Consider the following 25,591-nt stretch of genomic DNA (forward strand, 5'->3'; position numbering starts at 1 on the left):
TCACGCTCTGGCGGGCGAGCTGGATGGCTTTGATGCCCTGGGGTTCGACCTCGTTCCGACGAAGGACAACCCAGCGGTCATCGCCCATATCGCGGATGACGTCGACGAGGACGCTGGCCCGGTACGGGCACTCCGGGCGTTTCGCTGGGGCCTTTGACCGAACCTGCGGACGTGTAGCGAGGGGAGCCGTACGACGTATCCACGCAAACCCTTAGTGGCGGGCTGATCTGAGGAGGTTTGGCCCTTGGTCTGAGGTGATGAACCGGATGTGTGGCGCAGCCTGCGCGCAGACCATGAAGGGAGCATGGACTTCATGGAGAAGTCATGAACCGCAGGAATTCAGCCATCGCAGTATCCGCACTCGTGTTGGGCGCCGCCGCGTTCACTGCGACCGAAGCGTCGGCACAACAACCCCCGGAGCCGAGGTCTGGGGACACCACCGCACCGGTGTCGGTGACCCAGCGGGTGCAGGTGCCGGTGGACGACGCAGCCGTCGAGGCCGTCCAGGCCGGCGCATCCGCGGTCGGCGGTGCAGGCCTGGCTCTCGGTGGGCTGTGGCTGTACCGGCGTCGCCAGGCGCCTGCCATCTAGGTGGATCGCCGTACCTACACCCTCACACGTACGCCGGTTGCCGATCATCCGCGTGATCCTGGACAGCTACACGCAAGCGATGTTGGCGTTCATGACAACGTCGATCGTCGTGCTCGACCTGCCCCGCAAACGGCATTCTGAGGCACCCGCGCACATCGCATTGATGCCGGAGGTCCACCAGCCCGAGCCGGGGTGGTTCAGTCCTGGTTGACTGTGGGCCGACCTAGTCTCAGCGCGAGCGCGGATACATCTTGACGCGACGATGTTCCTGTCTTGCGCAGCAAGTTCGACACATGGGCGCTGACTGTCTTCTTGCTGATGAACAGGGCGTCGGCGATTTCTGCATACGTTCTCCCCGCGATGAGATACGAGAGTACCTCCAGTTCTCGTTGCGTCAGAGCGGCGAAGGGCGCCGGCAGCGCGTCGCGTTGCTGCGTCGGCGCCGGTTCTTCGAGCGAGATCTTGCCGAGGGCCGCCAGTCCGGCTGCCTGTCGCTGCAGGGGGTGGGCCTCAGATGCAGTTGCGAATTGGTGCACTGTTCTGAGTGGCGCGGCGACGGTGGAAGGACCTGCTCCCTCGTCCAGCAGGGCCTGCGCCCATCGCCAGGCCGCGATCATTTGCTCCCATTGCAGGCCTGCGGCTTCGCACGAAGCGACGGCCTTCTGCCAGGTTGAAGATGCGTCCGTCTTACCGTTGCATCGCCGCGTCTCCGCGTTGAAGAGTGTTTCCATCGCCGGTTGGACACGGTCCTCGGCGACCAGCACCTCGAACGGCCGCGGAGGGAGGTCATTGCGTAATGCAACGAGGTGGTCGAGGGCGGTTCTCGCCGTAGTGGCTCGGTCGCCGTCGTGTCGGTCTCGGGCGTCCTGCGCCATGTCGGCTGCAGCACGCGCACCCCACATCAGCATCTCGTCGGCAACCCGGGGATCTACGGACTGGACCGCAAGCGTCCGCGTGAGCATGTCGAGAGCCTGGTCGGGATGACCAGCTGCCACGAGGTACTCGGCCAGGATCGGCGGCGCCACTAAGCCGGGGCGGTCCTCGAGGTCCGGTATCGCTTGTTTCGCCCGTTGTACGTGCAGCCGCGCGACCTCTAGTTCTCCTCGCCGTGTGGACAGCAAGGCGGCGGCGAGCCGTACGTCAGCTGTTCTCTCCGGCCCATCCGCCAACGCCAGGCCCTGGCGGATGACGTGGCCGGCCTCCTCGAAGCGCCCGAACATGAGGAGCTGGCACGCCAGGACACGCGTGAGGCCGGAGACCCCGCTCAACGCGCCTGCGCCGAGGACATCGCTGAGCCCTTCGGCCATGAGCTCGGTCGACTCGGCGACACGGCCGCGCGCCTCGAGGTAGTCGGACCTGACCATACGGGCGTCCTCGAGCAAGGAAGGGTCATCCGTCATCCGGGCGAATCGCAAGCACTCGGCTGAGTCGCGATCGGATCGGTCCTCCCGGATGAACGCCAATGCCCGTGCCCTGTAGGCGTGCGTCAGTGCTTCGGTGGACCCGGACCGATGCGCTGCCTGGACTGCTTGCTCCGCGTACCGTCGCGCCACGTCGGGGGCGTTCATGAACGTGTGAGACTCGCTCAGATCGGCGAGCGCGTCGGCATACTCCCTGCTGTCAGCGCACGCACGGGCCAGTTCGACAGCGCGCTCGAGCTCATGGACCGGTTCGCCCGTGGCTCGGCCCGTTGACCGAGCGCTAAAGGACCGGCGCCTGATGATCCAGCTCGCCCGCAGTGGATCGGCTCGTTCATCGACCAAGTCATGCGCCCGATTCCACGCCGTGAAGATTGACTCGTCGTCACCTGCCAGCCGGTGCGCCCCAGCGGCGCGCTCCAGCAGGTCCAGTTCTTGGCCCACCCTCTTGGCGTCGCCGCGATGGACGGTAGGCCAGAGGCGCGCCGCCCGGCTCAGGTGAAGCGCCTCCTCGCGAAGCGCCCTGACATCTCGCGCGAGATCGGCTGCGCGTAGCGACGCCTCGAGGCAGGACTCCGGGTCCCCTGCCCCTTGGTAGTGCAGCGCTAGGTCGCCCTGCCGACGTACCTCGTCGATGCCACTGCGGGACCGAGACTCGAGCGCCTTCGCCCATGCCGCATGGATTGGGCCTGCCTCGCCGGGGACGAAGGTTCCGTACAGTACGTCGGCCAGTAGAGGATGCCGGAACCAGCACATCTCAGCGCCCAGTGCTACGCAGATCCCGGAGTCCGTCGCCTCGACCAGCGCGGCGACGACATCCTCGGCGCCGATGCCGCGTGCCGCGGCGACCTCGGTCAGATCGTCGATCAGTACAGGCCGTCCGCCAACAGCCAGCATCCGCGTGACCTCACGCGCCCGCGCCGACAGCCGGTGCCACGCCCCGAGCAACGCTCCCGCCAACTCCGTGGGCAGTTCAGCAGGAAGGCCGTCGTCCGCGAGCGTGGCCCCACCGACGAGCAGTTCGCTGAGATAGGGATTGCCGTCAGACCGACGTATCACGTCAGCTATTAGGCGCGGATGTGGTCGGCCCCCCAGCAGCAAGGCGAGCTGCTCCTCGGTATCGTCCCGGCTCAGCCTGTTCAGCCGCAGAGATGAAACCGACGGCAGCCGGGTCAGGTCGGCCAGCCAACTGTGCAGCGGATGCCCCGCCGCGAGTTCCTCGTCCCGATACGTCGCCAGCACTGCCAGCCGCTGGCTCCTGAAGCCCGCAACCAAATAGGTGATCGCATCATGCGACGCCGGATCCGCCCACTGCACGTCATCCACGACCAACACCGTCGGCCGCCGGGACGCGATCGCCATCACCATCCCATCGACCACCGACAGCAGCCGAACCGCACCCAGTGAGGCCTGCCCACCCAACGAAGGCAACAACTCAGCAGCGGCCGGAACAGCGGCCAACACCTCGGACACCTCCGTAGGCGCGGCCGACTCGAGCCAGCCCTCCAGGGCGTTGACCAGCGGCAGATATGGCGAGTCGACAGATCCAAAATGGACGCACTGCCCCCACAGCACAACAAAGTCCCGCCCGACAGCAGCGTCGCAGATCCGCCTCACCAGGCAGGTCTTGCCCACGCCCGCCTCGCCGTGCACGAACATCGCACACGGCCGACCTTCAGCCGCCCCCTGAATCGCCGCACCGAGGATCCCCTGTTCCTCGACCCGCCCCGCAACGAGGGGTGGCCGCGCAACTGCCGGCCCACCCACGCCACCCAGTCTGCCCCGAGCCCGCCGTATTGTCTCCCTCGACCTGGCCCGGGCCGACCAAACGGCGCGAAGATATCAACGCCGCGCGGAAACGGTCCACGAGAAGCCCGCGTAGCGGCGCGCGTTCACGTCGCGGCGGGCGCTAAGTCCGGTCGACGCGTTCTACGAGTGACTGGAGACCGACGAGGTCGGCAAGTCGGGCAAGAAGCTCAAGCAGCCGTTCGTGCTGTGGCCGGCGGACGGGTCGACGCTGGCGCTGGCCGGGTTGTATGACGTCTCGTACGACAAGTCGCTCCACGACGACGACCCGGACCGGGTGGTCCCGACGTACACCACCTCGGTGTCGTCGAGCTGGTGCAGGCGGGATCATCACCACTACGGCGACGGACAGCGTCGGCTCGCTCGACATGTACGCCGGCTCCAAGGCCGTGAACACCGTGAAGGACAACGGGCCGGAACTGCTGGAGCCGCTCCCGGCTGCCCAGTGACGCAGACAATCAGGGGAACCGGTCGACGTCGACCGGTCGAGGCCGGCCCTCGGCCGGATCATGCGAAGCGGGTGTCGCATCGGCCGGCCTGGAGTGCGGCTCTACCGTGGCACGATGGACGACACGGTTGCCGAGCAGATCGAGTACTACCGGGCGCGCGCAGGCGAGTACGACGACTGGTGGGTCCGTCGAGGACCGTATGCGCTGCCACCCGAGCTCGAGCGGCAGTGGTTCCACGATGTCGCCCAGGCCGAGGCAGCGTTGCAGGATTTCGCTCCGACGGGACGGGTGCTCGAGCTGGCCTGCGGCACCGGGCTATGGACCCGGCACCTGGTCGGACACGCCGAACACGTCACCGCCGTCGACGCCTCGCCGGAGGTCATCGAGCGCAACCGCGAACGACTCGCAGGGGCACCACTCAACATCGAATATGTAGTAGCCGATGTGTTTGGCTGGCGACCGGATCCGGCGTCGTACGACGTTGTGATGTTCACCTACTGGCTGTCGCACGTCCCCGACGGTCGGCTGGCAGGGTTCTGGGCCGGAGTTCGGTCAGCGCTGAAAGCCGGCGGTCGGGTCTTCATCGTCGACAGCGCTTCACTGTCGCCCCAACCGTCCGGCGGGCGACCGGAGCAGCGCCAGCTGGCCGACGGGCGCCAGTTCACCGTGATGAAGCGGTACTGGACCGTCGACGAGCTCGAGGCCGACCTGCGCTCCCGGAGCTGGACCCCGACGGCGTACATGACCGACAACCACATGATCCTTGTCGCGACCGCAACCGCCACCGGTCTTGAGCGCGGTGACTGAGTCGCCATCGCGGCATACGGCCGGTGCGCGTGGCCGCGCCCCAGTGGTGCCGAACCTCGTCGATGACGACTTCGCCGCCGGCTGCGACACAGTGATCGCAACTCGCTCGCGGACGTGATCGAGACCCTGCGCAGTACCGAGTTCTACCGGCCGGCGCACGAGATCGTCTTCGACGCGATCACCGACGTGTACGCCCGCGGCGAGATGGCCCGGATCGGCGGCGCGCCGTACGTGCACACGCTGGTCGCTTCCGTCCCGCTCGCGGCGAACGCCGGGTACTACGCGCATATCGTCCGGGAGAAGGCGATTCTGCGCCGCTTGGTCGAGGCCGGTACGAAGATCGTCCAGCTCGGGTATGCCGGTGAGGGCGAGGTCGACGACGTCGTCGACGAGGCGCAGGCGGAGGTGTACTCGGTCACCGAGAAGTGGACCGCCGAGGACTACGCGCCGCTGAAGGACATCATGAGGGCGCCCTCGACAAGACCCTTACCGACCTACAGTGCCAACCGTCGCCGCTGGCGGCGCGGCGATCGGCAGGCTCTTGCCGAAGTCGCGCAACGTCAGCCGCAGGTGGGTAGCCAGCTCCGCGCCGTCGTCCAGCACGAACTCGATCCGTCGCAGAACGTCCTCGGCGTCGAATCCTCGGCCGGATTCTTGCTGCCCGGGTTCAGCCGTGCCCACGGGCGCTTCGTGCTGCCGGTCAGCTTGTGGTCCTTCACGTACACCGCATCGCCGATCCGGACTACTGGAGGGTCTCCGGCCGGGATGGAGACGTCGGTCCCGGCCCCGGTCAGGCGCACGTTAGCTGTGAAGGTCGCTTGGTCGCCCGCCCTTCGGAACCACGAAGGCCTCCACGCTGAAGCTGCGCTTCGCCCAGAGCGCATCCAGCACCCGTGGGACGAAGGTCTCCTGCGTGAGCCCGGCGGGCGTGACGGACACAAGACTCTGCTCGGCATCCGCGTCCTCGCTCATGCTCCCGCAGGCCACAGACAGCAGGAGCACTGCGCTCAACGCGATGGCGCGCGGCAGGGTGATACGCACAGCAAGCTCCTCAGGGAGGTCGGAGGTCGTGCTGCCAAGGAGGTACAGACAGACCCGAGGAGTGATGCTGACACATCCTCCGCCCGGGCGCAGTATGCAGAACCTGCAATTGCGCGTGAGTCAGTGGGCAGCAGCCCTCGAGGTCGGCGCCGGGCCAGGCCTGTGCGGAGAGCGGGCCCGAACTAGGCGACGAGTACGTCGTCTCTCAGTACGCCGTACCGCATCGCCGATCGAGCCCGACACCCGGCCGGCTGGCAGTCACGAAGGCCGCCCATTACTGCGCTGCCCCATTCCTCTTCGCCCTCGTACTCATCGTTGCCGCCTGAGTTGCCGCCGAACAGGGCACGGTCCATCATGAGCATCTCGCCGGCAGCTGTGGTGAAGGTGACCGGCCCAACGGGATCTGCGGGTTCTGTACGTCCGAAGTGCCTACGCTGCTGCCGCAAGGTGCGACCCTTGATGTTCGAGCTCCTGCCGGGACGGTGCCACGCACGGCGAAGTGGGGCAACAGTCGGACGTTCGTGGGCAACAACGCAGATCCGAAGCCATGGCCTCGATAGGAGTGGAACCACGTGTCCAATGAACGAGCGCTCGTCGCTGCGACTTCGGTGGAGACAGGCCGGTTCGCTGCCACCGAGCAGTTGGTCGACCGAGACGACTTGGTTCGCCTGGTTGACGAGTTGTCCACGATCGATCAGGGGTACGTCGAGGTTCGACGGGCGGACGACGATTTTCCAGCGCTTCTTGTCGGATTCCGGATGGGGTTCGCTGTCGTGCAGTGCATGTCGGGGCCGGAGTCGATAGCCCTTCTCACGGGGGATGGTTCGGTGGTCGGTTCGGACTTGGTGGACGTGCTGATCATGGACGATCTTGCGACCTTCTCTGGGGACTACGTGCTGGAGTCCGCGCGAGCACGGGACGTGCTCCGGAAGTTCGCAGATGGTGCCGATGTGCGTTGTCTCGGGGAATGGCATGACCTCTGAACTCAGCTGACGTTGATCTCTCGGGCAACCGGCTGGAGGTTTTGTTCGTGTCAGCGACGACGCGCAGCCTCCGGCCGCGGAGTGACCGCTGTTACCAAGTGGAGCTTTGGCTTCTTCGGCCGATGGCTTCCACTCTGACTTCGTTCCGCACGATCGATTCCAGTCGCAATCGTCGGGCGCCGGCCGCGGTTGGCCGTGAGCTGCGTCCAGCCGGTTCTCACTGGCCGGTGCACGATCATCGCGACCTCGCAGGTCACGACGTCTGGTTGCCTTGACGAGACGCGTGGACCCCGGCTGCCGCTTTCGCGGCGCGGCATTTGTCGGTCCGCCCGAACAAGTCCCTGGGACGGAGAACCGCCCGATTTCTGTTACAGGTTCCAGCCATCCAGATCCGCGAGCTACGCGGCGATGTCCGATGGCTTGAATGTCGGGTCGCCTGCGCGCCCGCGCAGTCTGCTCGATGGCCGATCGGCGGTGTTGCTCGCATCAGTTGCTCGCACTGGGGAAGCGGGCCCAGTAGTCCTGGCTGGCTCTGCGGACCCTGCGATATGCGACGGCGCCCAGCAAGGCCAGGGTCAGCACAGCCATCATGCCGCTGACGACATTTTGAACCACCGTGTCAGCACCTGCGGAGCGACAGATCAATCCTGTCAGTACGCCGACCACGGCCACGTCGATGATCCCGACGATGACCGGCGATCCCGACAACCAGTGCGTTACGCCGACACGGCCACGAAAGCTGTACGTCTGGAGAAGACCGGGCTCGTCGTCGTGATGACTGGCAACAAGGTAGGGCTCGATCTCCGGTGCGAGTTCAACGTAGGCATGCCGTAGCCGGTTCATACCGATCACCAGCCATGCGTCCTCGATATCGGCTTCGACCAATCGAAAGTACGTGCCGATCCCCACTAGGAGGACGAGGGGGAGAACCAGCAGGGCGAAGGTCCGGAAGTCTCTGCCGAAGCCGGTCGCGTTGGCAACCAGCGAGAGTGCGACGACCGTCGCCGACAGCACAGTCAGGTAGGTCCCGGTGCGGCTGAAGATCTCGTTCCACGTCATGCTCCGCGTGGCGAGCAAGCTCCAGTGCTCAGTGGCGAGGAACTGCGCGTGTGGGCCATCGGAGATGTCCAAACCTGCGATGGACGGCGGTCTCGTTCCAGCCGGTCGTTGCCCTGTCCGATGTCTCATGGAGTCACCTCTCCTGCAGTCGCTCGATGCCCGCGGCAGTGCACGAGCGACGTCCCTGAGATGCGTCGCGGGCATTCTCCGTCGCCACACTTTCAGTTCACTTTCATCGAATGACAGGAGCTCATCAAGAGGCAGCGGTGTTGTCGGTCCGCCATGAAGCCTTGGTGACCGTCGTGGTTGGATAGCGGGCGTGCTAGTCGCCGCTGTACTCGATCCAGGTCTGATGTGCGGCGCTGGGCTTCAGGCCGAGACGCAGACGGCGAGCAGCCGGAACTCGTTGGCGTGACCCATCCCGGGGGTGAACCAACCCCGGGCAGTCTCGTCGCTCGTCTCTTCTCGATCGAATAGGTAGTGGGACCGTCATCGCCGGTGCTGAACACGTAGGTGGCGAGCAGCCACCAGCCGGCGATCAGGGCAGCGATCGCGAGGGCCGCGAGCAGGCAGCCCAGCGCGAACCTGCGCGGCGTCACTCGACCTTCGTCCACTCGCCGCCGGCCGGTGCTGCGGTGATCGGAATTCGGCGTGTTCTCATCGTGCCCTCCTTGGGCTGCTGGTCGGCTGAAGCGCAGCGCCAGCTTCGCCCTTTCCGGGCACGGACCAGTTCGGTGGCGAGAACTCGTCACCGAGGAGCTGGACCTCGCATCCAAGAGAACGAAGGAATGACGCTGAGGCCCGTCCAAGCAGTTGGCGCGTGTCTTGGAGCAGGGCAGGCGCCGGTCCGGGTCGCCGCACCGGCTCACACCGTGCGAGGGTCGCAGTCGTCGCTTCGGGACGCCTTCACAAAGCTGCGCGGTGTCGTCGATGACCGACCAGCTTGACGGCCGGCATCTGCACCCGAGACCCAAGTTCGGCCACCTGCTGCTGCACGGCCGCGGGCACGGCATCGTCAGAACCCATGGAACTGATCCCCGCAGTTGTCGCCTTCTACCGGTCCGGCGCCGAAGCAAGCCTCGACCCGTGGCGTAGGCCCGGCGGTGGTGCGGTCCCTTGTTGGATGTGGATTCCAGGCCGAACGTCGATCGGGTGCTTGGTTATTGGAGGAGGGTGCTGGTCGTGGTGAGTAGTTCGGTGAAGAGTGTCTCGGTGCTGACTGGGGTGCCGGGGACGAGTAGGCGGTTGCTGCCGAGGGCGAGGGCGATGCCGCGTCCTGGTACGAAGCCCACCGCGCAGCCGACGTACCCGGGATGGCCCAGCACGGTCACGGTCTCGCCCGGCAGGTCGAGACGATAGCGCCGGAAGCCCAGCGCTTGTGTCTCGTCCGGCCCCGCCGTGAAGAACTCCCGGGCGACGTCCGGCTGCCAGAGGACGTCGTGCTCTTCGTAGTCGGCAAGCGCTGTGGCCCAGCGCAACAGGTCGGGGACGTTCGAGAAGAGGCCGGCATGGCCGGCGACACCGCCGAAGGCGTGGTACGCGTTGCAGTCGGCAACTTCCCCGTCGATCGAGTGCTGTCGCCAGCCGGTGAATTCGGTGCTGCGGTGCGGCACCGGGTAGGGCCGGCCGGTGTCGAGCATCGTCATCTCGATCCGATCGTCGCGGGCACCGGTCGCCACTGGTTCGCCGGCTGGGTGAGCGAAGCGGGTGTTGATCAGCTCGAGCGGTGTGGTGACCAGTTCGGTCACAGCCCGCTCCAGATCGCCACCGAAGGCCGTTGCGATGATCCGGCCGAGCAGGATGAAGCCGAGATCGGAGTAGTGACGCTCCTGGCGAGGTTCATATCGCCGCGGGAGTTCCTCCACCTGGCGCGGACTGATGTAGAGCGGGTACCACTCCCAGAGGCCGGCTCGATGGAGGAGGAGATCCCGCACCGTTGCGTCGCCGGTGAAGTTCGGAAGATAGCGACGTACGGCGGAGTCGAGGTCGACGAGGCCCGCGGACACCAGCCGGATCAGCGCGGTCGTGGTCGCCACGACCTTGGTGACCGAGGCGAGATCGTGATAGGTCTCGACTGTCATCGCCGCTACCCCGTGCCGCACGTCGCCCTCCCACCGGACGGTTCGATGGCCGGCACTGACCGACGCCTTGATGCCCGGAGTGTTGATGCCCAGGACGACGCCCGGGGGAGCTCCATCACCGGCGTCGCTGATCAGGCGTGCGGCCGTTGCCTCGAGAACACTCACGACTGAACCTTCCGTGCTGCGCACAGGTCTTCGGTCAGCCAGCACTCTAGTGGCCGACTGGGCTGGCGGGGATCCGCAAGCATTGGGCGGTGCGCGGCAACGACACCCGTTGCGGTCTTGCCTAGCGTGGCTGGTCTCACCGGAACAGACGATGCAGCTAGGAGGAAATCGCCATGATGCCCAGCGCGCTGGAAAGGGCCATGTTCGGTGTGGTGTCGACACCGATCCTGAACCTTGCCGACAAATGCGGGGCCTTCGCCTATCTGATCGACAAGGGGCCATCACCAGCTACACAGGCGGCCACTGCGCTCCAGGTAGACGCGGAAACACTGGAACGGATGCTGCTGGCGCTAACGGCGTTCGGGATCCTTGACCGCACAGCAGAGGGCCGGTACGGACTCAGGACGGAGATTCGCCCGTACCTCGACCCCGCCGACGAACACTACATCGGCGGTTTCGTCGACCACCTGGTCAACGAGACATCCGACCAGATCACCCGGCTCAGTGCCTATCTCGAACACGGCAAGGCCGAAGTCGACAACAACCTCCCGTCGCCGTTCGAGACGTTCTACCGCAATACCCACGCGCTGGCAGAGTTCATGACGGCGATGTGGAGCCTGTCGTACGCACCGTCCAAGGAACTTGCGGTCCTTGCCGACCTCAACCACGTGCGCACACTGGTCGACGTCGGCGGCGCGAGCGGACCGTTCTCCGTTGCCGCGTTGCAGCACTACCCCGATCTGCGGGCGACCATCTTCGACCTGCCCCAGGTAGGCGACTTCGTGCACCCGACCCGCGCGACCTACGACCTGGCCGACCGACTCGACTTCGTACCTGGTGACTTCTTCGCCGACGAACTCCCCAGCGGCGAGGCGATTGCCTTCGGCTACGTGCTCTCGGACTGGACCGATGCCACCTGCGCTCAGCTGCTGACCAAGGCCTACCACGCCTGCGAGGCATCCGGCCGCGTGCTGATCATGGAGCGGCTGTTCGACGACGCACTGAACGGCCCGCTCGCCACCTCAGTCATGAATCTGACCATGCACGTCGAGACCCAGGGCCGCCACCGCACCGCGGACGAGTACCTCTCCATGCTGCAGGACGCCGGTTTCAGCGACTGCGCAGTACATCGCTCGAGCGGTGACAAGCACCTGATCATCGGCCACAAACGCTGACTGTCCCCAGTGCCCGCCAGGAGGATCCGATGTTGCGCCTGCTGCCGTGTCCTGATCCGGACTGTCGCGCGCCTGCTGAGGTCATCGACCGGTCCATCCTTTCGTCGACCTCCGGACCGATCGAGCACGTGAAGACCCGGTGTGTACGTCGGCATGTCTTCCTCATGCCCACGCCGGCTGGGCCGCCCCGCGCGGTCAGCCTGCCTGGAGGCTCAGGCGTCGGTACTCGCCGGGCGGGACGCCGTACTTCACGCGGAACGCCCGGCTGAACTGAGCCGGGTCGGGAAAGCCCCAGCGAGACCCGATCACGCTGGCCGCGACCCCGGCGTTCGCGGGGTCGATCAGGTCGCGGCGACAGTGCTCCAGTCGCCGAGCTCGGATGAGACCGGCCACCGAGGTCGCCTGCGGCTCGAACAGCCGGTACAGGTACCGCGGCGAAACGTGATGAGCGGCCGCAACCAGGCCGGGCGTCAGGCCCGGGTCTGCGAGATGCTGCTCGATGAACGCCTCGATGCGCAGCATCAGGACGTGCCGCCGCTGCACCGGCGCCAGGGCATCCCGACCGGTCCACGCCGCCAGGGTGGCCGTGATCAGATCGAGTACCGCGGCACCGATCCGAGCGCCGCCGGCGTACTCATCGAGGTTGTCGGCTATCTGGCGGACCAACCCGGCGACCAGCGCTGCGCCGCCGCGGCGCCCGGGCAGACGGACTCCGACCAGGTCCCTGGTGTCACCACGGGACAGCGGTAGCAACGCTCGCGGGAACATCACCGAAACCTGTCGGTGGGCCGATCCGGCGACCCGGGAGGTATGCGACAGGTCCACGAAGGCGAGGTCGCCCGGGTGCACGACCGCCTGCCGATCGCTCTGCTCGACCACCGGATGCCCACGCAGTTGCACGTGGACGGTGCACAGCTCCGGATCCGACCGGCGGATCTGCCGGACACCACGCACGGCCTCGCTGTCCGGTGCGCTGATGTCGACGAACCGGAGCGCGCCGATGTCGGCAGTGCGGATCTCGCACCGGAAACCGGTCTGGTCCTCGGGACGCAGCTCGAACGGGACGAGGGAGTCGGCGACCGCATGGCTGATGTATTCCATTCGGGCGCCCGGAGACTGGTCGTCGGACCGCCACACGGTCGTCATACCTCCTTTGTTACCACCCGTTTGCTCGTTGGCGCGACCCATAAGAAGGGCGTGCGTGGATCGTCAAGGAGTGGGCAGCGGCGGCCAATGACCCAGCCGGCGGGCGATTACTACCGTGGCCGCAACGACTGGAGCGGGCGAACCGAAGACGCGCGAACAGGGAGAGTCATGTGTGGCATTGCCGGATGGGTGGACTTCGACCGCGATCTCACCGGCGAACGCGCCGTGGCACACGCGATGGCCGAGACGATGGGCTGTCGCGGCCCCGACGATGGGGGACTGTGGCTGCAACCCCATGTGGCGCTGGGCCATCGGAGGCTTGCGGTCATCGATCTCGAGGGCGGCAAGCAGCCTATGGCTGCCGACGACGCCGCGGTCATCAGCTACAGCGGCGAGATCTACAACTTCGGAGAACTCCGCGCCGCGCTCGAATCGAAGGGGCAGCGTTTCCGCACCCGGAGCGACACCGAAGTACTCCTGCGCGGCTACCTCGAATGGGGTGAAGACGTCGTCGACCGGCTGAACGGAATGTACGCGTTCGCGCTGTGGGACATCCGGCGGCAGGAGCTGCTACTGGTCCGCGACCGGCTGGGGATCAAGCCGCTGTACTACTACCCGCTACCCGGCGGTTTGCTGTTCGGATCGGAACCCAAGGCGATCCTGGCGAACCCGCTGGCCGATCGCGCAGTCGACGCCGACGGCCTGCGTGAGCTGCTGGCCATGGTCAAGACCCCGGAGCAGGCAGTGTTCAAGGGAATGTACGAGCTGCGCCCCGGTCAGCTGCTGCGGGTGCGTCCGGAAGGTCTGACCAAACGCCGATACTGGGCCTTGCCCGCACGCGAGCACACCGACGACCTGGACACCACCGTCCACACGATCCGGGAGCTCCTTGACGACTGCGTGGGCCGGCAGTTGGTCTCCGACGTACCGCTGTGCAGCCTGCTGTCGGGTGGGCTCGACTCCAGCGCTATCACCGCGCTGGCAGCCAAGCACGGACCGATCCGCTCGTTCGCCGTGGACTTCGCCGGGTACGCCGACAACTTCCGGCCGGACGAGCTGCGCGTCGACCCGGACGGACCGTTCGTGCAGGACCTGGTTCGCCACGCCCGCCCGGATCACCGCGACATCCTGCTGGAAACCGGCGAGCTGGCCGACCCACAGGTGCGTTCGACGGTCGTGCGCGCGTGGGACCTGCCGCAGTTCATCGGCGACATGAACACCTCGCTGTACATGTTGTTCCGCGCGGTCCGCGAACAGTCCACTGTCGCGCTGTCCGGCGAGTCCGCCGACGAGTTGTTCGGCGGCTATGCCTGGTTCCACCTGCCGGCCGCCGTCCACGCCGGCACCTTCCCCTGGCTCGCCCTGCTGATGCGCGAGCACACCCCCGCCGACCTGCTCGACCGCGATCTGCGCGAGCGGCTCGACCTGCCGGCGTACACCGCCGACAGCTACCGCACCGCCCTGGCCGAGGTCCCCCACCTTTCAGGGCAAGACGACCTGGAGCGGCGGATGCGCGAGGTCAGCTATCTGCATCTGACTCGCTTCCTGCCGGCGCTCCTCGACCGCAAGGACCGGATGAGCATGGCGGTGGGCCTGGAGGTACGGGTGCCGTTCTGCGATCACCGATTGGTCGAGTACGTGTTCAACACGCCCTGGGTCATGAAGACCTTCGACGGACGCGAGAAGAGCCTGCTCCGCGCGGCCGTCAAAGACGTGGTACCGGAATCGATCCTGGAACGCGTCAAAAGCCCCTACCCGGCCACCCAGGACCCGGCGTACGAACAGGCACTGCGCGATGAGCTGCGTGCACTCCTCAGCGATCGCGACACGCCCATTCACTCCCTCCTCGACCGCACCGCCGCCAAGCACGCCGCGACAACCCCGGCGGGCGAGACCACCTCGACCGTGAGCCGGTACGCCCTCGAGATGGCCCTCGACCTCAACGCCTGGCTCCAGTCCCTCGGAGTCCGGCTCGACCTGTAGACAGTCTGGAGCACAGGCCCACGGGTGGACGGGCCATGGTGAACCATGCAGCCTCGGTCGGCGTATTAGCACCATGTGACGGATGTGCCAGAGGCCGAGACAGCGTTCGGGCGCTGTCCGACTGCAGATTTGGCACGCCGATGATGTGTCCGGAGACGAGGTCGGTCGCGCCGTACGTGCTGGGTGCGCTGGATCCGCCGGAGCAGGTCGAGATGGAGTGGCACCTCACCAGTTGCGAGATCTGCCGCCAGGAGCTGATCGAGGTGGCCCACCTGCCTGGGCTCATGCACAGACTTTCGCTGGATGACGTCACTCAGGAGGCGCCTGTACGCAACCTGGAGGCTGAGTCTCGACCTGACCTGGTCCCAGGATCCGAGGTGGCAGGACTGTTGCCCGAGGCCACTACTGTCGAGGCTGTGCGTCGCCGGCCCTGGTCGCACGTGCTCGTGCTGGCGATGATCGTCGTCCTGGTCCTGGCAACGGGCGGCGTGGCGAGCGCGGAGCTCTGGACCCATCAGCCGTCACCGGGGGTTGCGACCTGGACGTCGACGGATGCGGTCGGCGGAATCGACACGGTCGCACGCCTTGCCGATCGGTCCTGGGGCACAGACATCCGGCTGTGGATGGAGGATCTCCCACCGGGGCTGACGTGCCGATTGGTTGTGTATCCGCGGACCGGTGGTGCTGAGACGGCGGGCTGGTGGTCGACCAACTACGAGGCGCACCTGATGATCACGGGCAGTACGTCGATTCCGTTGTCGCAGCTCGATCGGATCGACGTGATCCGATCCGACAAGACCTTGCTGGCCACCCTGACCAGCACCACTCGATAGGAGAGGAAGCGATTTGAGCGGACGGCGATGGGTCCTCGTCGCATGCCTGGCGCCGGTCCTGCTGTTCGTCACGGCATCACCGGCAAGTGCGCACCCGACGCTGCTGACTACGACGCCGGCTGCGGGCTACTCGGTCGCTTCCACGCCTTCCGCGATCACGATGGTCTTCGATGAATCGGTCAGCGTTGCCCCGCACGGCGTACGGGTCGAGGACGGCAGCGGGCACGCTGTCGCCACGTCCAACGTGGGCCTCGAGCAAGGCGGACGCCGAGTCGTCGTGAAGACCCTGGGCGTTCTGCCTGCGGGAAGGTATGTGGTCCAGTGGGAGGTCACCGCGCAGGACGGCGACGTGGTTGCCGCCGACTTCGACTTCGCTGTCGGAACCACAGCGGTCGAGCTGAGCGGAGCGGAGAGCGGCAGTTCGGCGGGATTCCCGCTGATCGCGTTGCTGCGGTGGCTGTTCGTCCTCAGTCTGATCGCTCTGTTGGGCGGAGCCGTCGGGGAACGGATCGTGCACCGCGCGGCGCCTGCGGCAACCCGCCCGCGATCGCTGGTGCGGTTCTCGGGAGCCGTTGGTTCGCTCGCGGCAGCCTCGCTGCTCTTGTACGTCGTGGTCGCGACCGGCGGGTTCGGTCGGGCCGGGATTCTCCTCGCTGTCGAGGCCGCCGTTCTCGCCGTGCCGGCAGTGCTCGGTCAGCGCATGCGTCGGGGGATGGTTGCAACCACGGCGCTGGTACTGATCCCGGTAGAAGCCCTGCGCAACCACCTCGGGAGTCAACACGGAGTCTCCGGTGTACTGGTCGTCGCCATCCACCTGGTGGCTCTGAGCGTTTGGCTGGGGGCGCTGTTCCATCTACTCCGGGTGGCCAGGGCCAACGTGGGTGGTGTCCCGGTACGACGAGCCTTCGCGGCGTACTCGCGTCTGGCCCTGGCGCTCTTCGTTGTGGTTGCCGTCTCCGGCGCAGTCGGTGCGTTCATGGTGGTGCCGAGTCTCGGGGCGATCACCGGTACGGCGTACGGGCGGACGCTGCTCGCAAAGGTCGCCCTGGTCGCGGCAGTTGTGGTCCTGGCTTGGCGGGCCCGGCGACGATTGCTGTCGGCAACTGCATCCTCGTTTACCCGGGTGGTACGAGCCGAGATCGTGGTCCTGGTGGTGGTCCTGGCCGCGAGCGCAGCACTCGTGTCGCTGCCCTCCCCGGCGCCGGCCACTGCAGACCTGGGCTATCCCACGCCCGCCGTCGGGCCGGTGATCCGGCTGGGCGGCCTGGCCGGACAGATCGCCGTCGGTATCGCAGCCGGCGAGAACCGGCTGGAAGTACGGCTCCATACGCCGGATGGCGATACCGCTACGAACGACGCCAAACCGCCGGTGTTCCACCTGGCAGCGAAGCTCAGCGGCCGGGGCGAGGCCGTCGTTCTCCAACCGTGTGGTCGTGGATGCTTCGTCGGCCCAGTGGCGTGGACCACAGGACTCGAACACATCGAACTGCGTGTCGATGCGACGGGGTGGCACGGCGGCATCGTCAGCTTCCCGATTCGATGGGCGCCACAGCTGTCCCGGGATGCGCTGCTGCGCGTGCGCAAGGTCATGCTCGCGCAGAAAGCCTTCCGGGTCGTCGAGTCGATCACCAGCGATACCTCCGGTCCGACGCCGGCGGCACAGTCGGTGACCATCGATGGACCGGAGTTCATCGACAGCGATCCGTACGCCGGTCCGCCGGACCCCGACGTCGTCGTCGAGCCTCGGCCCGGCGGGCACCAGTTACTCACCTTCGGCCTGCCCGCTGAAGGCATCCACGTCGAGCTCGAGGTGGACGCGTCGTACCGGATCGTTCGCGAGACCCTGGCAGACCCGAACCACCTGGCGACACGAACCTTCAAGTACGCGCGCTAGTTGTCAATGTCACCGTGTCGCGTCCGTCAGAGATGCGATCACGGTCTGGTCTGCTCTGACGACGTCAACGCGAGCGATCTCCGAGAGGGCGAACGACGAACTGGCAGGGACATCTGCTTCCTGGATCGTGGTTGTGGTCCACCAGCCGGTGACCTCCGACTGCCCGCTGCGGGTGTGGATCACCAGCATGCATCGCTGGCCGGGAGCAAGGTCGTTCATGTGGATCTGAATGTCTGTTCCCCAGCTACGGCTGCTCAGCTGCACCTGCGTGTCGACCCCACCCACGCCATCTGTCGCCGACCAGGTGACACCACCCCGGGCTTGCGACGGAGACTCAGGTAGCTGGCGACCGATCACCCCGCCGGTGACCAGCAAGGCGATCGCGGCGGCGGCGAGAAAGGCCCGCTTCGGCGTATGTCGACGACGTCTGACCGACGATCGTTGCCGGTCGAGCTCCGGATCGGGGTCGTCGTCGAACCGCAGCGCGGTGACATCGTCCAGCGTGAGACTGTGCAGCACCGCTGGCAGATGGGCGAACTGCTCGACGGCCTCCCGGCACTGCGCGCAGTCCTGGAGGTGTTGCTCCATCGCGAGGCGTTCGTCGCCATCGAGTCCCCCGAGCACGTAGAGGCCGATCGCGTCGGATTGCGGACACGTCATGAGCCGGTCACCCCTCGCTCCTCCAGAGCCGCTCGCAGCGCCTGCAGCGCATAGAAGCTTCGCGATTTCACTGTCCCGATCGGAACGCCGAGGTGATCGGCCGCCTCTCGGACGGTCCGCCGGCGGTAGAACAGTTCGATGATCACCTGGCGATGGTCCCGGCTGAGTCCCCGCAGAACCTCTGCGACCTGCCAGGCCTGCAGGACCCGGTCGATGTCGTCGTCCGCCGCCGCGAACTCTCGCTCGGGCATGGGTACCTCGGTCGGCCGCGCCGTACGTCGGCGGTGACCGGAGATGACGAGATTCCGAGCGACCGTGAACAGCCAAGGTCCGGCTCGCTCCGGGTCAAGGGCAGGCGAGTTCCGCCAGGCGCGCATCATGGTCTCCTGGACGACATCTTCGGCGTACTGGCGATCGCCGCTCACCGACTGCAGGACATAGCCCAGGAGCGGCCCGCGATACCGGTCGTACAGCACCTCGAGGTCCGCTTCGCTCCCGGATCCACCATCCGTCGACACACGCCTAGATACGCATCCCGTACCCGGATGGTTCAGTCCGGACTGTCGCCGGCCGGCCTGGGCTGCTGGTCGTCCTCATCGTCCTCTGCGAGCCGGCGGTCGAGCCAGCCCGGCCACACCCGGCGCGCTGTGTCGATCCGGAGCCGCCCGCCCAGATGCATGGCGCGGGCGACACCGCGGTACCCGGGCAGCAGACCGGCGGCGATCAGGATGTGCCCGGCGAGCACTGGGGTGATGAGGTAGGTGGCCCAGCGATGCACGCGTTGCAACCACACGAATCCAGGGCCGCCAACCACCATCGTGAGCCCGACGCCGCTGGCCACCAGGGCAGCGAGCAGGGTCACCAGTACGAGGTTGGCGACGCGCTGTCCGGGATCGAAGTGGCCGCGGTGGTGGGAGAACCGGCCGGTGACGACGGCGACGGGCCAGCGGATGAACCACCGGAGGTCGCCCTTGTCGACGCGCACCGACTCCACCATGAAGGTCCGTGCGGCGCGTGCACCGAGGGTGACCGCGACCGCCGTGAGACCGGTCAGCACCCAACCCGCGTAGGTGTGCAGCGTGACGTCGGCGACGCCGGTGAGCCGGGCGGCCGGGCTCGGTTGGCCCTCACGACCGGTCAGCAGCCACCAGCCTGTCCCGAGCAGTGCGAGCACGGTGATGTAGACGGCCGCGTGGTACCACCGGGTCCGTCGGGTGTACCGCTCGACCGTCCGGACCCGGTGCTTCGTCATCGCCATGGCGTCAGTAGTCGTACGGGTCCTCGGAGCTGGTTTCGGGCTCCGAGGGCGCGGTGGTCGTCGGTGCGGCGCCGGTTCCGGTTCCGACCTTGATGGTCATCTCCGTATCCACCCCTGCCGCCGAGTGGTTGGCGTTGCGCAGCGAGACGTGGATCGTGTGCGTACCGGGGGAGACCCCCAACGGTTTGCCGGACAAGGTTGCCTTCTGCCCGCTGGTGATTTCCGCGGTGTCCGACTCGACGACCAGGTAGTCGTTCGCGTGGTTGTCGAGCCACAGGTGCACGTGGTGCTTGCCGGATTCGGTCGGTCCCAGCGGCACGCCCGCGTCGACCTTCACCGTGAACGGAAGGCTGACGGTGGCGTCCTTCGCCGGCTCGGCGATCGAGAGCGACATGCCGCCCGCGTCCGCCGACTCGTCGTTGCTCCCGCACGCGACCAGCACCGCCGGCGCCAGCAGTGCGGCAGTTGCCGCGGCGGCGCGGATGCGGCGACCGGTGAACTGCGTCTTCCTGTCGAACATTCTCAGCTCCCTCGAATGGCTTCTTGCGGTACTACGGGCCGAGCAAGCCGAACGGATCTCGTTTCGAGAGAGCCAATCGGGGGTCCCGGCGCGTAATACCCGCCATGGGAGTGAGCGACGAGGCGCTGCTCGCCGGCATGGCGGCCGGAGATCCGCAATCGGCGACAACGTTCGTGCGGCGCTACCAGTCCCGGGTGTACGGCTTGGCGGCGGCGATCGTCGGCCGGTCGGCCACCGCGGATGATGTGGCCCAGGAGGCGTTCGTACGGGCGTGGAGATTCGCCGGCGGCTACGACGCGCGGCGAGGCAGCGTCCTGTCGTGGCTGCTGACCATCGCTCGCAATGCGGCGATCGATACGATCCGGCTGCGTCGGGATCAGCCGTACGACCCAGATGTACTCCTGGCGGTGCTGTCGGCTGATGAGGCGTCGGACGACCACCAGATCGAACAGCTCGCCGATACCGACCAGATGCGCACCGCGCTCCGGCGGTTGCCGCGAGAACAGGCCGCGGCCGTGGTGCTCGCTACGTTCTACGGCTTCAGCGCCAGGGAGATCGCCGAGCGGGAGCAAGTGCCGCTGGGCACCGCCAAGACCAGGATTCGGCTTGGCCTCGCCCGGCTGCGCGACCATTTCGAGGTGAGCGATGACAAGACCGCATGACTGTCCGGCGACGCGGTCGCTGCTTGCCGAACTGGCCACGGGCGCGGCCTCCGGACACGAACGGGCCTGGGCACTCGGCCATGTCACCAGTTGTCCGAGCTGCCGGGCCGAGCTGGATGAGTTGGCGAAGGTTGCGGACGGCCTGCTGATGCTCGCACCGCCGGCGGAGCCGCCGCCGGAGTTCGAGAGCGCCGTACTGAAACGGCTGGGCATTGCGGGATCGCGAACGCCCGACCGGCGCCGCCGGTACTCGCGCCGGATGATGCTCGCCGTTGGTGGAATGGCGGCCGCCCTGCTGCTCGTTTCCGGCGGAAGTACCACAATCGTCTACCAGCAAGGAGAAACGGACCGCGCGCTGGCCGACCAGTACCGGCAGGCCCTGTCGATCGCCAACGGCCGCTACCTCAAGGCCGCGCGGCTGAACACGCCGTCCGGCGCGCAGTCCGGCACGGTCTTCCTCTACCAGGGAAACCCGTCCTGGCTGCTGGTCAGTATCTCGTCCGCACCGACGGACGGCCGATACGAGATCCACGTCCGGGATCGCGACGGCGTACTGCGCACGATCGGCGCCTGCCAGGTGAAAGACCACTCCGGCACAACCGGATACCAACTCGCCATCGCGGTCGCACAAGTCGCCGACATACAACTCACCCAGAACAACCAGACCCGCCTCACAGCAACCCTCCCGAACTGAACGAGCCCGTATCCAGGAGGGCCTCTACGACCCGGACGGCTGGTACCAGCGTAGGTAGTCGAAGTGGGCTTGTTGGGCGCGGTCGCCTCCGTGGGCGAAGAGGCCGACTCGGGTGCCGGCGGCGTCTGCTGCGGGGAGGGTGTAGGTCATTCCCCAGACCCAGTGCCGGCCGTCTCGGCTGATGGCGGCGCGGTAGCGGCCCTCGCCGGTCGATGGGTCGGTGGTGTGGGCGATGCGCATCCAGGTGGTGGGTGCCGCGCCGGCGAGGCTGAGCACGCTGCCGGAGTTGGGGCCGAGGTTCTGGACGCTCTCTTTGCCGTATTCGGTGGTTCGCGTCCGGCCGTGCCCGCGGAGCGAGAGTCGCAGGAAGTCGTCGTCGTCGCGGTACACAATCAGACCCGCCTGCGGGAACCGCTTGTCGAGCACGGCCCCGAAGTCCAGCGTCAGTTTGGTTTCCACCACCCAGTCGCCTGGGGGAGGTTCGCGTAACAGCACCGATGCGGAGTCCGTGTCGCCGGTCAGATCGCCGGCCTGGACGGGGAAGTCGAGGCGTCCGTCCAGTACGTCGGCCGCAGGCTCGCGGACCCAACTCCAGTCCGATCCGAGCGGCCCGTCGAACTCGTCGCTGCGCGCCGGGTCGAGTCGGCCGACTGCCGGGTCGGGCTCCCGGGTGGTGATCGGCTGGTACAGCTGCGCCGCGGTCACATCGTCCACGTCCACCGGCGCGCCGGCGGCGACCAGACGCACCGAGCCGGAGTGCAGGGGCCTCGGCAGCTTCACCTCGACGCGTGCCTGCGGGTCGTACAGCCCGGCCTCGCTTATCTCGACCACCAGTTGCCGACCGCGTATCCGGACGTCCAGTTCGTGCCAGCTGCCCGGATCTGTCGCCGCAGGCAGGGCGACCCGTTTGATCTCGCGTGCTGCCGGCGTCGTGTCGGTGACGACGAGCGCCCGCCGGTCGGCGTCGAGTGTGACGCGGACGCCTGCGCCCGGCCGGAACTCGCCCAGCATCAGCCCGACCTGGCCGCGGCCCAGTGGTGCCCGGACCGACGCTCTGGCCCGCAGGTCGGTGTTCATTGTTTGCCGCGCCTGCAGGTGAAGTTCGCCTCCGGTGGCCTCAGCGTGCAGGTATCCGCCGGCCTGCTCGCGACGTACCGTCCAACCTTCGGCGCCGACCCAGGTGTTCGGGTCCGGGGTGCTGATGCCCTCGACCGGATCGGCGATCAGGGCTGGTTTCGGAGCGGCTCCGTTCTCGCTCGCGAACTGGCCGGCCCGGACCACCGGCCAGCCGTCGATCCAGTCCAGCTGATCGGCAAACATCGAACGCACCAGTGGCTTCTGCGTTTGCATGTCGTACCACGGTCGGTTCCGGTCGATGCCGTGGTACAGCAGCCAGTCCTGCCCCGAGGCGTCGGTTGCTTGAGTGCTGTGTCCAGTCCCGACCCAGGCGTTGCCGTTCGGCGTGAGCACCGGGGTTCCACCGGGATAGGCGGAATTGGCCTGTGCGCCGGTGCGGTCGACGAACGGCCCGCGCGGGCTTCGCGAGCGAGAGACGACGACCGTGTAGCCGCTGTTGGGACCGCTGCAGCAGTTGCCGGTCGAGTAGAACAACCAGTACCAGCCGCTGCGGTAGACGACGTACGCCGCCTCGTAGGCATCCTCGGCGACGACCCGCACGGGAGCGCCGATCCGTTGCCTGACCTGGCCGTCGACCTCCTGGACGAAGATGCCGCCGTTGAAGCCGCCGTAGTACAGGTAGCGCCGGCCGTCCGGTGCGGTGAACAGTTCGCTGTCGATGATTCCTTGCATCCGCGGCGGTTCGTCCGGGAACGGTTGCCAGGTGCCGGGCGGAATGACCGGCGCTGGATCGGCGACCCACGGACCGGTCGGGGTGGGCGCGCTCGCGACACCGATCGATCGGTTCGGGTTCGGTGCGACGGCGGTGTCGATCGCGCTGAACGTGAGGACGTACCGACCCTCGAGCCAGGACACGTCGGGAGCCCAGATCGTCGAGGTGTCGCGGAACCACTCCGGACGGGTGGTGTCGGTGAAGACCGTGCCGGCGGGCTCCCAGCTGATCAGGTCCTTGGACCGCTGGATCGTGATGTTGCGGGCCGTCGTGAAGCTGTACCAGAAACCGTCACGGCCGCGGATCACGGACGGATCGGCAAGGCTTCCGGGTGGCGTTGCGGAGACGGGATTCTGGAAGGTCGACTCGGCCGGCGCCGCTTCGGTCGCACTCACCGGAGCCGTGCCCACCGGAGCCACGACGCCGACGGCGGCCAGCAGAGCGAGCCAGACAACCGCTAACCGACGACCGGACCGAGCAAGCTTGCGGCAGTACGCCGTCACGGGGATCTCCTCCGGTGCAGGGGCAGTGCGCCCCATCTTCGGGCACTCATTACAGCGCTGCAACCCTTTCGTGCACAGGTAAATCCGGAAGGCGACATCGCTGCTCATCCGCGCCGGGGGAGGAGCGCGTTCCGGGGCCTGCCGTACGGTCGGCGGGTGGGGGTGGTGCGCACGTGATTGGCCACGCGCTGGTTTCCGTTCCCAGGCCGGCCACCCGGAGGGGTTGGGACCTAGCGATCGCCGTGGGGTTCGCGGTGGGGTCGGCCTGCTTCTTCATCGGGCCGTTCCCTGGGTTCGTCCAGCTCGTGGGTGCCGCAGCCGACGGCGTGGTGTTCTTCGTCGGCTCCGTCTTCTTCACCCTCGCCGCCGCGATGGAGTTGCGGGAGGGAACCGTCCGGCGCGGGCATCGCTGGGGTCGTGACCCGTCCTGGTGGAGTGCCGCGGTCCAGTTCGTCGGCACTCTTCTGTTCAACCTCAGTACGTACTCCGCCTTGCAGGAAAGCCTGTCGACGCAGCAGGAGAACCGGCTGATCTGGACGCCCGATGTGTTCGGCTCTGCCTGCTTTCTCGTGTCCGGCGCGCTGGCCTACCGAGTCACGGCCGGACCGCGGCTCCTCCCGGCTCGGATGGATCGGGCGTGTACGACGGCCGCCGTGAATCTGCTCGGCTGCGTCCTGTTCGGAATCTCGGCGATCGCCTCGTTCGTCGTACCCTCAACCGGTTCGATCCTCGACCTGGCCGTCGTGAACTGGTGCACCGCGCTCGGCGCCCTGTGCTTCTTCATCGGCGCGCTCCTGACCCTGCCCTCGTCGTCCGACGCCCACTCGCCCGCGGCGACCTAGTGCCCTCCGTCGGAGGGCACTGGGCTGTCACAGGTGGCGACGCTGTCCTGTCAGTAGTGAAGGATTCGACGACTGGTAGGGAGATATCGAATGGCGGAGCAGAACGACTTCCCGGCACCGGAGCAGGGTCTGGTTGTCACCCACTTCCTGACCGTGCGCGATGTCCGGGTGTCGCGCGAGTTCTACGCGGACGTCTTCGGTGGCCGGGTGGTGATGGCCGAGAACCCGGCCGTCGTGAAGGTCGCCAACACGTGGATCATCATGAATCCCGGCGGGGGACCGACACCGGACAAGCCGGACGTCACGCTGACCCCTCCGGAGCCGGGCGATCCGGTCTCGGCGTTCCTCAATGTCCGGGTCGCCGACATCGGTGCGTTCTACGCCGCTGCCCGCGCCAAGGGGGCGTACTTCCTCACCGAACCCCAGGATCGCCAGAGCGAGTTGCGCTGCTACCTGCGTGACCCGGACGGGTACCTCATCGAAATCGGCCAGACGACCGGCCTCCTCAAGGGCATCTCCGCCACACCTTGAGCGCTTGCAGCCTTGAGGATCAGCCGGCCGGCTGGCGACTGCGATAGGTGAGCAGGCCTTCGATTCCGCGCAGGAATGTCTCACCGATGGGTTTCGGATCGGTCAGGCAGCCGGCCGCCATGGCGCCGTCTCGCAGCATGACGAAGTGCCGGGCGGCCGGTTCTGGGTCGATCTTCCCGGTTCCGGAGAAGAGCTCGATCAGGGTTTCCAGAAACCACTGCCGGTGCTTGAGAACTGCCTGGTGGACCGGATGGCGCTGGTCGGGATACTCGGCGGCGGCGTTGAGGAACGCGCAGCCTCGGAAGCCGGTTCTTTGGATGTCATCGGCGATGGATCTGCCGACGGCTCGAATGATGTCGTCGGAGTCGGCGCCTTCGGCCCGCGCGGTATCCACCCGCGTCCGGACTGCCTCGTCGGCTTGTGTCAGGTAGGCGACGATGAGGTCATCCTTGCTCGGGAAGTGCCTGTACAAGGTGGCGCGCGTCACCTGTGCGTCAGCGATGACGCGGTCGACTCCCACGGCATGCAGGCCCTCGGCGTAGAAGAGCTCAGTGGCAGTGCCGAGCAGTCGAGCCCGTGCTTCCGACATCCGTTTCCCGTCCGATCTCTTGAAGTGCTGTGCCGAGACTAGCAGACAGAAC

24 protein-coding genes are annotated in these 25,591 nt (G+C 67.1%); 13 read left to right on the forward strand and 11 right to left on the reverse strand.

Going from position 1 to position 25,591, the window contains the following annotated elements; translation table 11 throughout:
* The first annotated feature begins 324 nt into the window (after window positions 1–324).
* Together E0H73_RS38675 and E0H73_RS46220 are read left to right on the forward strand one after the other, a co-directional pair.
* A complete protein-coding gene (locus E0H73_RS38675) occupies window positions 325–591 on the forward strand; it encodes a hypothetical protein (protein ID WP_131365093.1) in 267 nt (88 codons plus the stop codon).
* 37 nt (window positions 592–628) lie between these two features.
* Window positions 629–802, forward strand: a complete 174-nt coding sequence (locus E0H73_RS46220; RefSeq protein WP_165555985.1) for a hypothetical protein — start codon at window positions 629–631, stop codon at window positions 800–802.
* On the opposite strand, the gene E0H73_RS48120 is transcribed toward E0H73_RS46220, so the two are convergent.
* Complete coding sequence (locus E0H73_RS48120; RefSeq protein ID WP_165555986.1) at window positions 789–3,776, reverse strand: helix-turn-helix transcriptional regulator; 2,988 nt, start codon at window positions 3,774–3,776, stop codon at window positions 789–791. The two genes, E0H73_RS46220 and E0H73_RS48120, sit on opposite strands and share 14 nt — an antisense overlap.
* A 602-nt stretch (window positions 3,777–4,378) precedes the next feature.
* On the opposite strand from E0H73_RS48120, the gene E0H73_RS38685 reads away from it, so the two are divergent.
* Both E0H73_RS38685 and E0H73_RS47610 read left to right on the forward strand, forming a co-directional pair.
* Window positions 4,379–5,071 (forward strand): class I SAM-dependent methyltransferase, encoded by a 693-nt coding sequence (locus tag E0H73_RS38685; protein WP_165555987.1) that lies wholly within the window; start codon window positions 4,379–4,381, stop codon window positions 5,069–5,071.
* Between the two features lie 81 nt (window positions 5,072–5,152).
* On the forward strand, window positions 5,153–6,298 hold the full coding sequence (locus E0H73_RS47610) for a DnaB-like helicase N-terminal domain-containing protein (RefSeq protein WP_420323450.1): 1,146 nt from the start codon (window positions 5,153–5,155) through the stop codon (window positions 6,296–6,298).
* On the opposite strand, the gene E0H73_RS46225 is transcribed toward E0H73_RS47610, so the two are convergent.
* Entirely contained in the window at window positions 6,295–6,468 is a 174-nt protein-coding gene (locus E0H73_RS46225; RefSeq protein WP_165555988.1) for a hypothetical protein, read from the reverse strand. The two genes, E0H73_RS47610 and E0H73_RS46225, sit on opposite strands and share 4 nt — an antisense overlap.
* Before the next feature lie 216 nt (window positions 6,469–6,684).
* Between E0H73_RS46225 and E0H73_RS38695 the strand changes: the two genes are divergently transcribed.
* Window positions 6,685–7,095, forward strand: coding sequence for a hypothetical protein (locus tag E0H73_RS38695; protein ID WP_131365098.1), 411 nt, complete (start codon window positions 6,685–6,687; stop codon window positions 7,093–7,095).
* A gap of 486 nt (window positions 7,096–7,581) precedes the next feature.
* Here E0H73_RS38695 and E0H73_RS38700 read toward each other — a convergent pair whose 3' ends face one another.
* Together E0H73_RS38700 and E0H73_RS38705 are read right to left on the reverse strand one after the other, a co-directional pair.
* The gene (locus tag E0H73_RS38700; RefSeq protein WP_131365100.1) at window positions 7,582–8,226 is read right to left on the reverse strand and encodes a hypothetical protein; all 645 of its coding nucleotides are present in this window, start codon (window positions 8,224–8,226) and stop codon (window positions 7,582–7,584) included.
* A 1,088-nt stretch (window positions 8,227–9,314) separates the two neighbouring features.
* Complete coding sequence (locus tag E0H73_RS38705) at window positions 9,315–10,400, reverse strand: serine hydrolase domain-containing protein (RefSeq protein ID WP_165555989.1); 1,086 nt, start codon at window positions 10,398–10,400, stop codon at window positions 9,315–9,317.
* A gap of 338 nt (window positions 10,401–10,738) precedes the next feature.
* Between E0H73_RS38705 and E0H73_RS38710 the strand changes: the two genes are divergently transcribed.
* Entirely contained in the window at window positions 10,739–11,575 is an 837-nt protein-coding gene (locus tag E0H73_RS38710; protein WP_202867775.1) for a methyltransferase, read from the forward strand.
* A gap of 195 nt (window positions 11,576–11,770) precedes the next feature.
* On the opposite strand, the gene E0H73_RS38715 is transcribed toward E0H73_RS38710, so the two are convergent.
* A complete protein-coding gene (locus E0H73_RS38715; RefSeq protein WP_165555990.1) occupies window positions 11,771–12,721 on the reverse strand; it encodes an AraC-like ligand-binding domain-containing protein in 951 nt (316 codons plus the stop codon).
* Window positions 12,722–12,889: 168 nt separating this feature from the next.
* Here E0H73_RS38715 and asnB point away from each other — a divergent pair, with 168 nt between their 5' ends.
* The 3 genes from asnB to E0H73_RS38730 all read left to right on the forward strand — a co-directional run bounded on the left by asnB (window position 12,890) and on the right by E0H73_RS38730 (window position 17,431).
* Complete coding sequence (gene asnB, locus E0H73_RS38720) at window positions 12,890–14,704, forward strand: asparagine synthase (glutamine-hydrolyzing) (RefSeq protein ID WP_131365108.1); 1,815 nt, start codon at window positions 12,890–12,892, stop codon at window positions 14,702–14,704.
* A gap of 140 nt (window positions 14,705–14,844) precedes the next feature.
* A complete protein-coding gene (locus E0H73_RS38725) occupies window positions 14,845–15,537 on the forward strand; it encodes a zf-HC2 domain-containing protein (RefSeq protein WP_165555991.1) in 693 nt (230 codons plus the stop codon).
* 13 nt (window positions 15,538–15,550) lie between these two features.
* A complete protein-coding gene (locus E0H73_RS38730; protein WP_238164558.1) occupies window positions 15,551–17,431 on the forward strand; it encodes a copper resistance CopC/CopD family protein in 1,881 nt (626 codons plus the stop codon).
* 9 nt (window positions 17,432–17,440) lie between these two features.
* On the opposite strand, the gene E0H73_RS38735 is transcribed toward E0H73_RS38730, so the two are convergent.
* The 4 genes from E0H73_RS38735 to E0H73_RS38750 are packed head-to-tail and all read right to left on the reverse strand — an operon-like array spanning window position 17,441 to window position 19,869.
* The gene (locus tag E0H73_RS38735) at window positions 17,441–18,091 is read right to left on the reverse strand and encodes an anti-sigma factor family protein (RefSeq protein ID WP_131365111.1); all 651 of its coding nucleotides are present in this window, start codon (window positions 18,089–18,091) and stop codon (window positions 17,441–17,443) included.
* A complete protein-coding gene (locus tag E0H73_RS38740; RefSeq protein ID WP_165555992.1) occupies window positions 18,088–18,609 on the reverse strand; it encodes a sigma-70 family RNA polymerase sigma factor in 522 nt (173 codons plus the stop codon). Before E0H73_RS38740 ends, E0H73_RS38735 begins: the two co-directional genes overlap by 4 nt.
* Before the next feature lie 32 nt (window positions 18,610–18,641).
* Window positions 18,642–19,349: a cytochrome b/b6 domain-containing protein gene (locus E0H73_RS38745; protein ID WP_202867776.1), complete on the reverse strand. Its 708-nt coding sequence runs from the start codon at window positions 19,347–19,349 to the stop codon at window positions 18,642–18,644.
* Window positions 19,350–19,353: 4 nt separating this feature from the next.
* Entirely contained in the window at window positions 19,354–19,869 is a 516-nt protein-coding gene (locus E0H73_RS38750; protein WP_131365113.1) for a hypothetical protein, read from the reverse strand.
* Window positions 19,870–19,973: 104 nt separating this feature from the next.
* On the opposite strand from E0H73_RS38750, the gene E0H73_RS38755 reads away from it, so the two are divergent.
* Window positions 19,974–20,531 (forward strand): RNA polymerase sigma factor, encoded by a 558-nt coding sequence (locus E0H73_RS38755; RefSeq protein ID WP_202867784.1) that lies wholly within the window; start codon window positions 19,974–19,976, stop codon window positions 20,529–20,531.
* Complete coding sequence (locus tag E0H73_RS38760) at window positions 20,515–21,225, forward strand: anti-sigma factor (protein ID WP_131365115.1); 711 nt, start codon at window positions 20,515–20,517, stop codon at window positions 21,223–21,225. The genes E0H73_RS38755 and E0H73_RS38760 overlap by 17 nt, the downstream gene beginning before the upstream one ends.
* A 24-nt stretch (window positions 21,226–21,249) precedes the next feature.
* Here the strand turns inward: E0H73_RS38760 and E0H73_RS38765 are convergent, their stop codons facing one another.
* Window positions 21,250–23,613, reverse strand: a complete 2,364-nt coding sequence (locus tag E0H73_RS38765) for a family 43 glycosylhydrolase (protein ID WP_165555993.1) — start codon at window positions 23,611–23,613, stop codon at window positions 21,250–21,252.
* A 206-nt stretch (window positions 23,614–23,819) separates the two neighbouring features.
* Here E0H73_RS38765 and E0H73_RS38770 point away from each other — a divergent pair, with 206 nt between their 5' ends.
* Together E0H73_RS38770 and E0H73_RS38775 are read left to right on the forward strand one after the other, a co-directional pair.
* Window positions 23,820–24,419: a YrhK family protein gene (locus tag E0H73_RS38770; RefSeq protein ID WP_131365119.1), complete on the forward strand. Its 600-nt coding sequence runs from the start codon at window positions 23,820–23,822 to the stop codon at window positions 24,417–24,419.
* Between the two features lie 90 nt (window positions 24,420–24,509).
* Window positions 24,510–24,950 (forward strand): VOC family protein, encoded by a 441-nt coding sequence (locus tag E0H73_RS38775; protein ID WP_131365120.1) that lies wholly within the window; start codon window positions 24,510–24,512, stop codon window positions 24,948–24,950.
* A gap of 19 nt (window positions 24,951–24,969) precedes the next feature.
* Here E0H73_RS38775 and E0H73_RS38780 read toward each other — a convergent pair whose 3' ends face one another.
* Entirely contained in the window at window positions 24,970–25,539 is a 570-nt protein-coding gene (locus E0H73_RS38780) for a TetR/AcrR family transcriptional regulator (RefSeq protein ID WP_131365122.1), read from the reverse strand.
* Window positions 25,540–25,591 lie beyond the last annotated feature (52 nt).

Origin of the sequence: Kribbella pittospori, from assembly GCF_004331465.1 — a bacterium.
Taxonomy (GTDB): domain Bacteria; phylum Actinomycetota; class Actinomycetes; order Propionibacteriales; family Kribbellaceae; genus Kribbella; species Kribbella pittospori.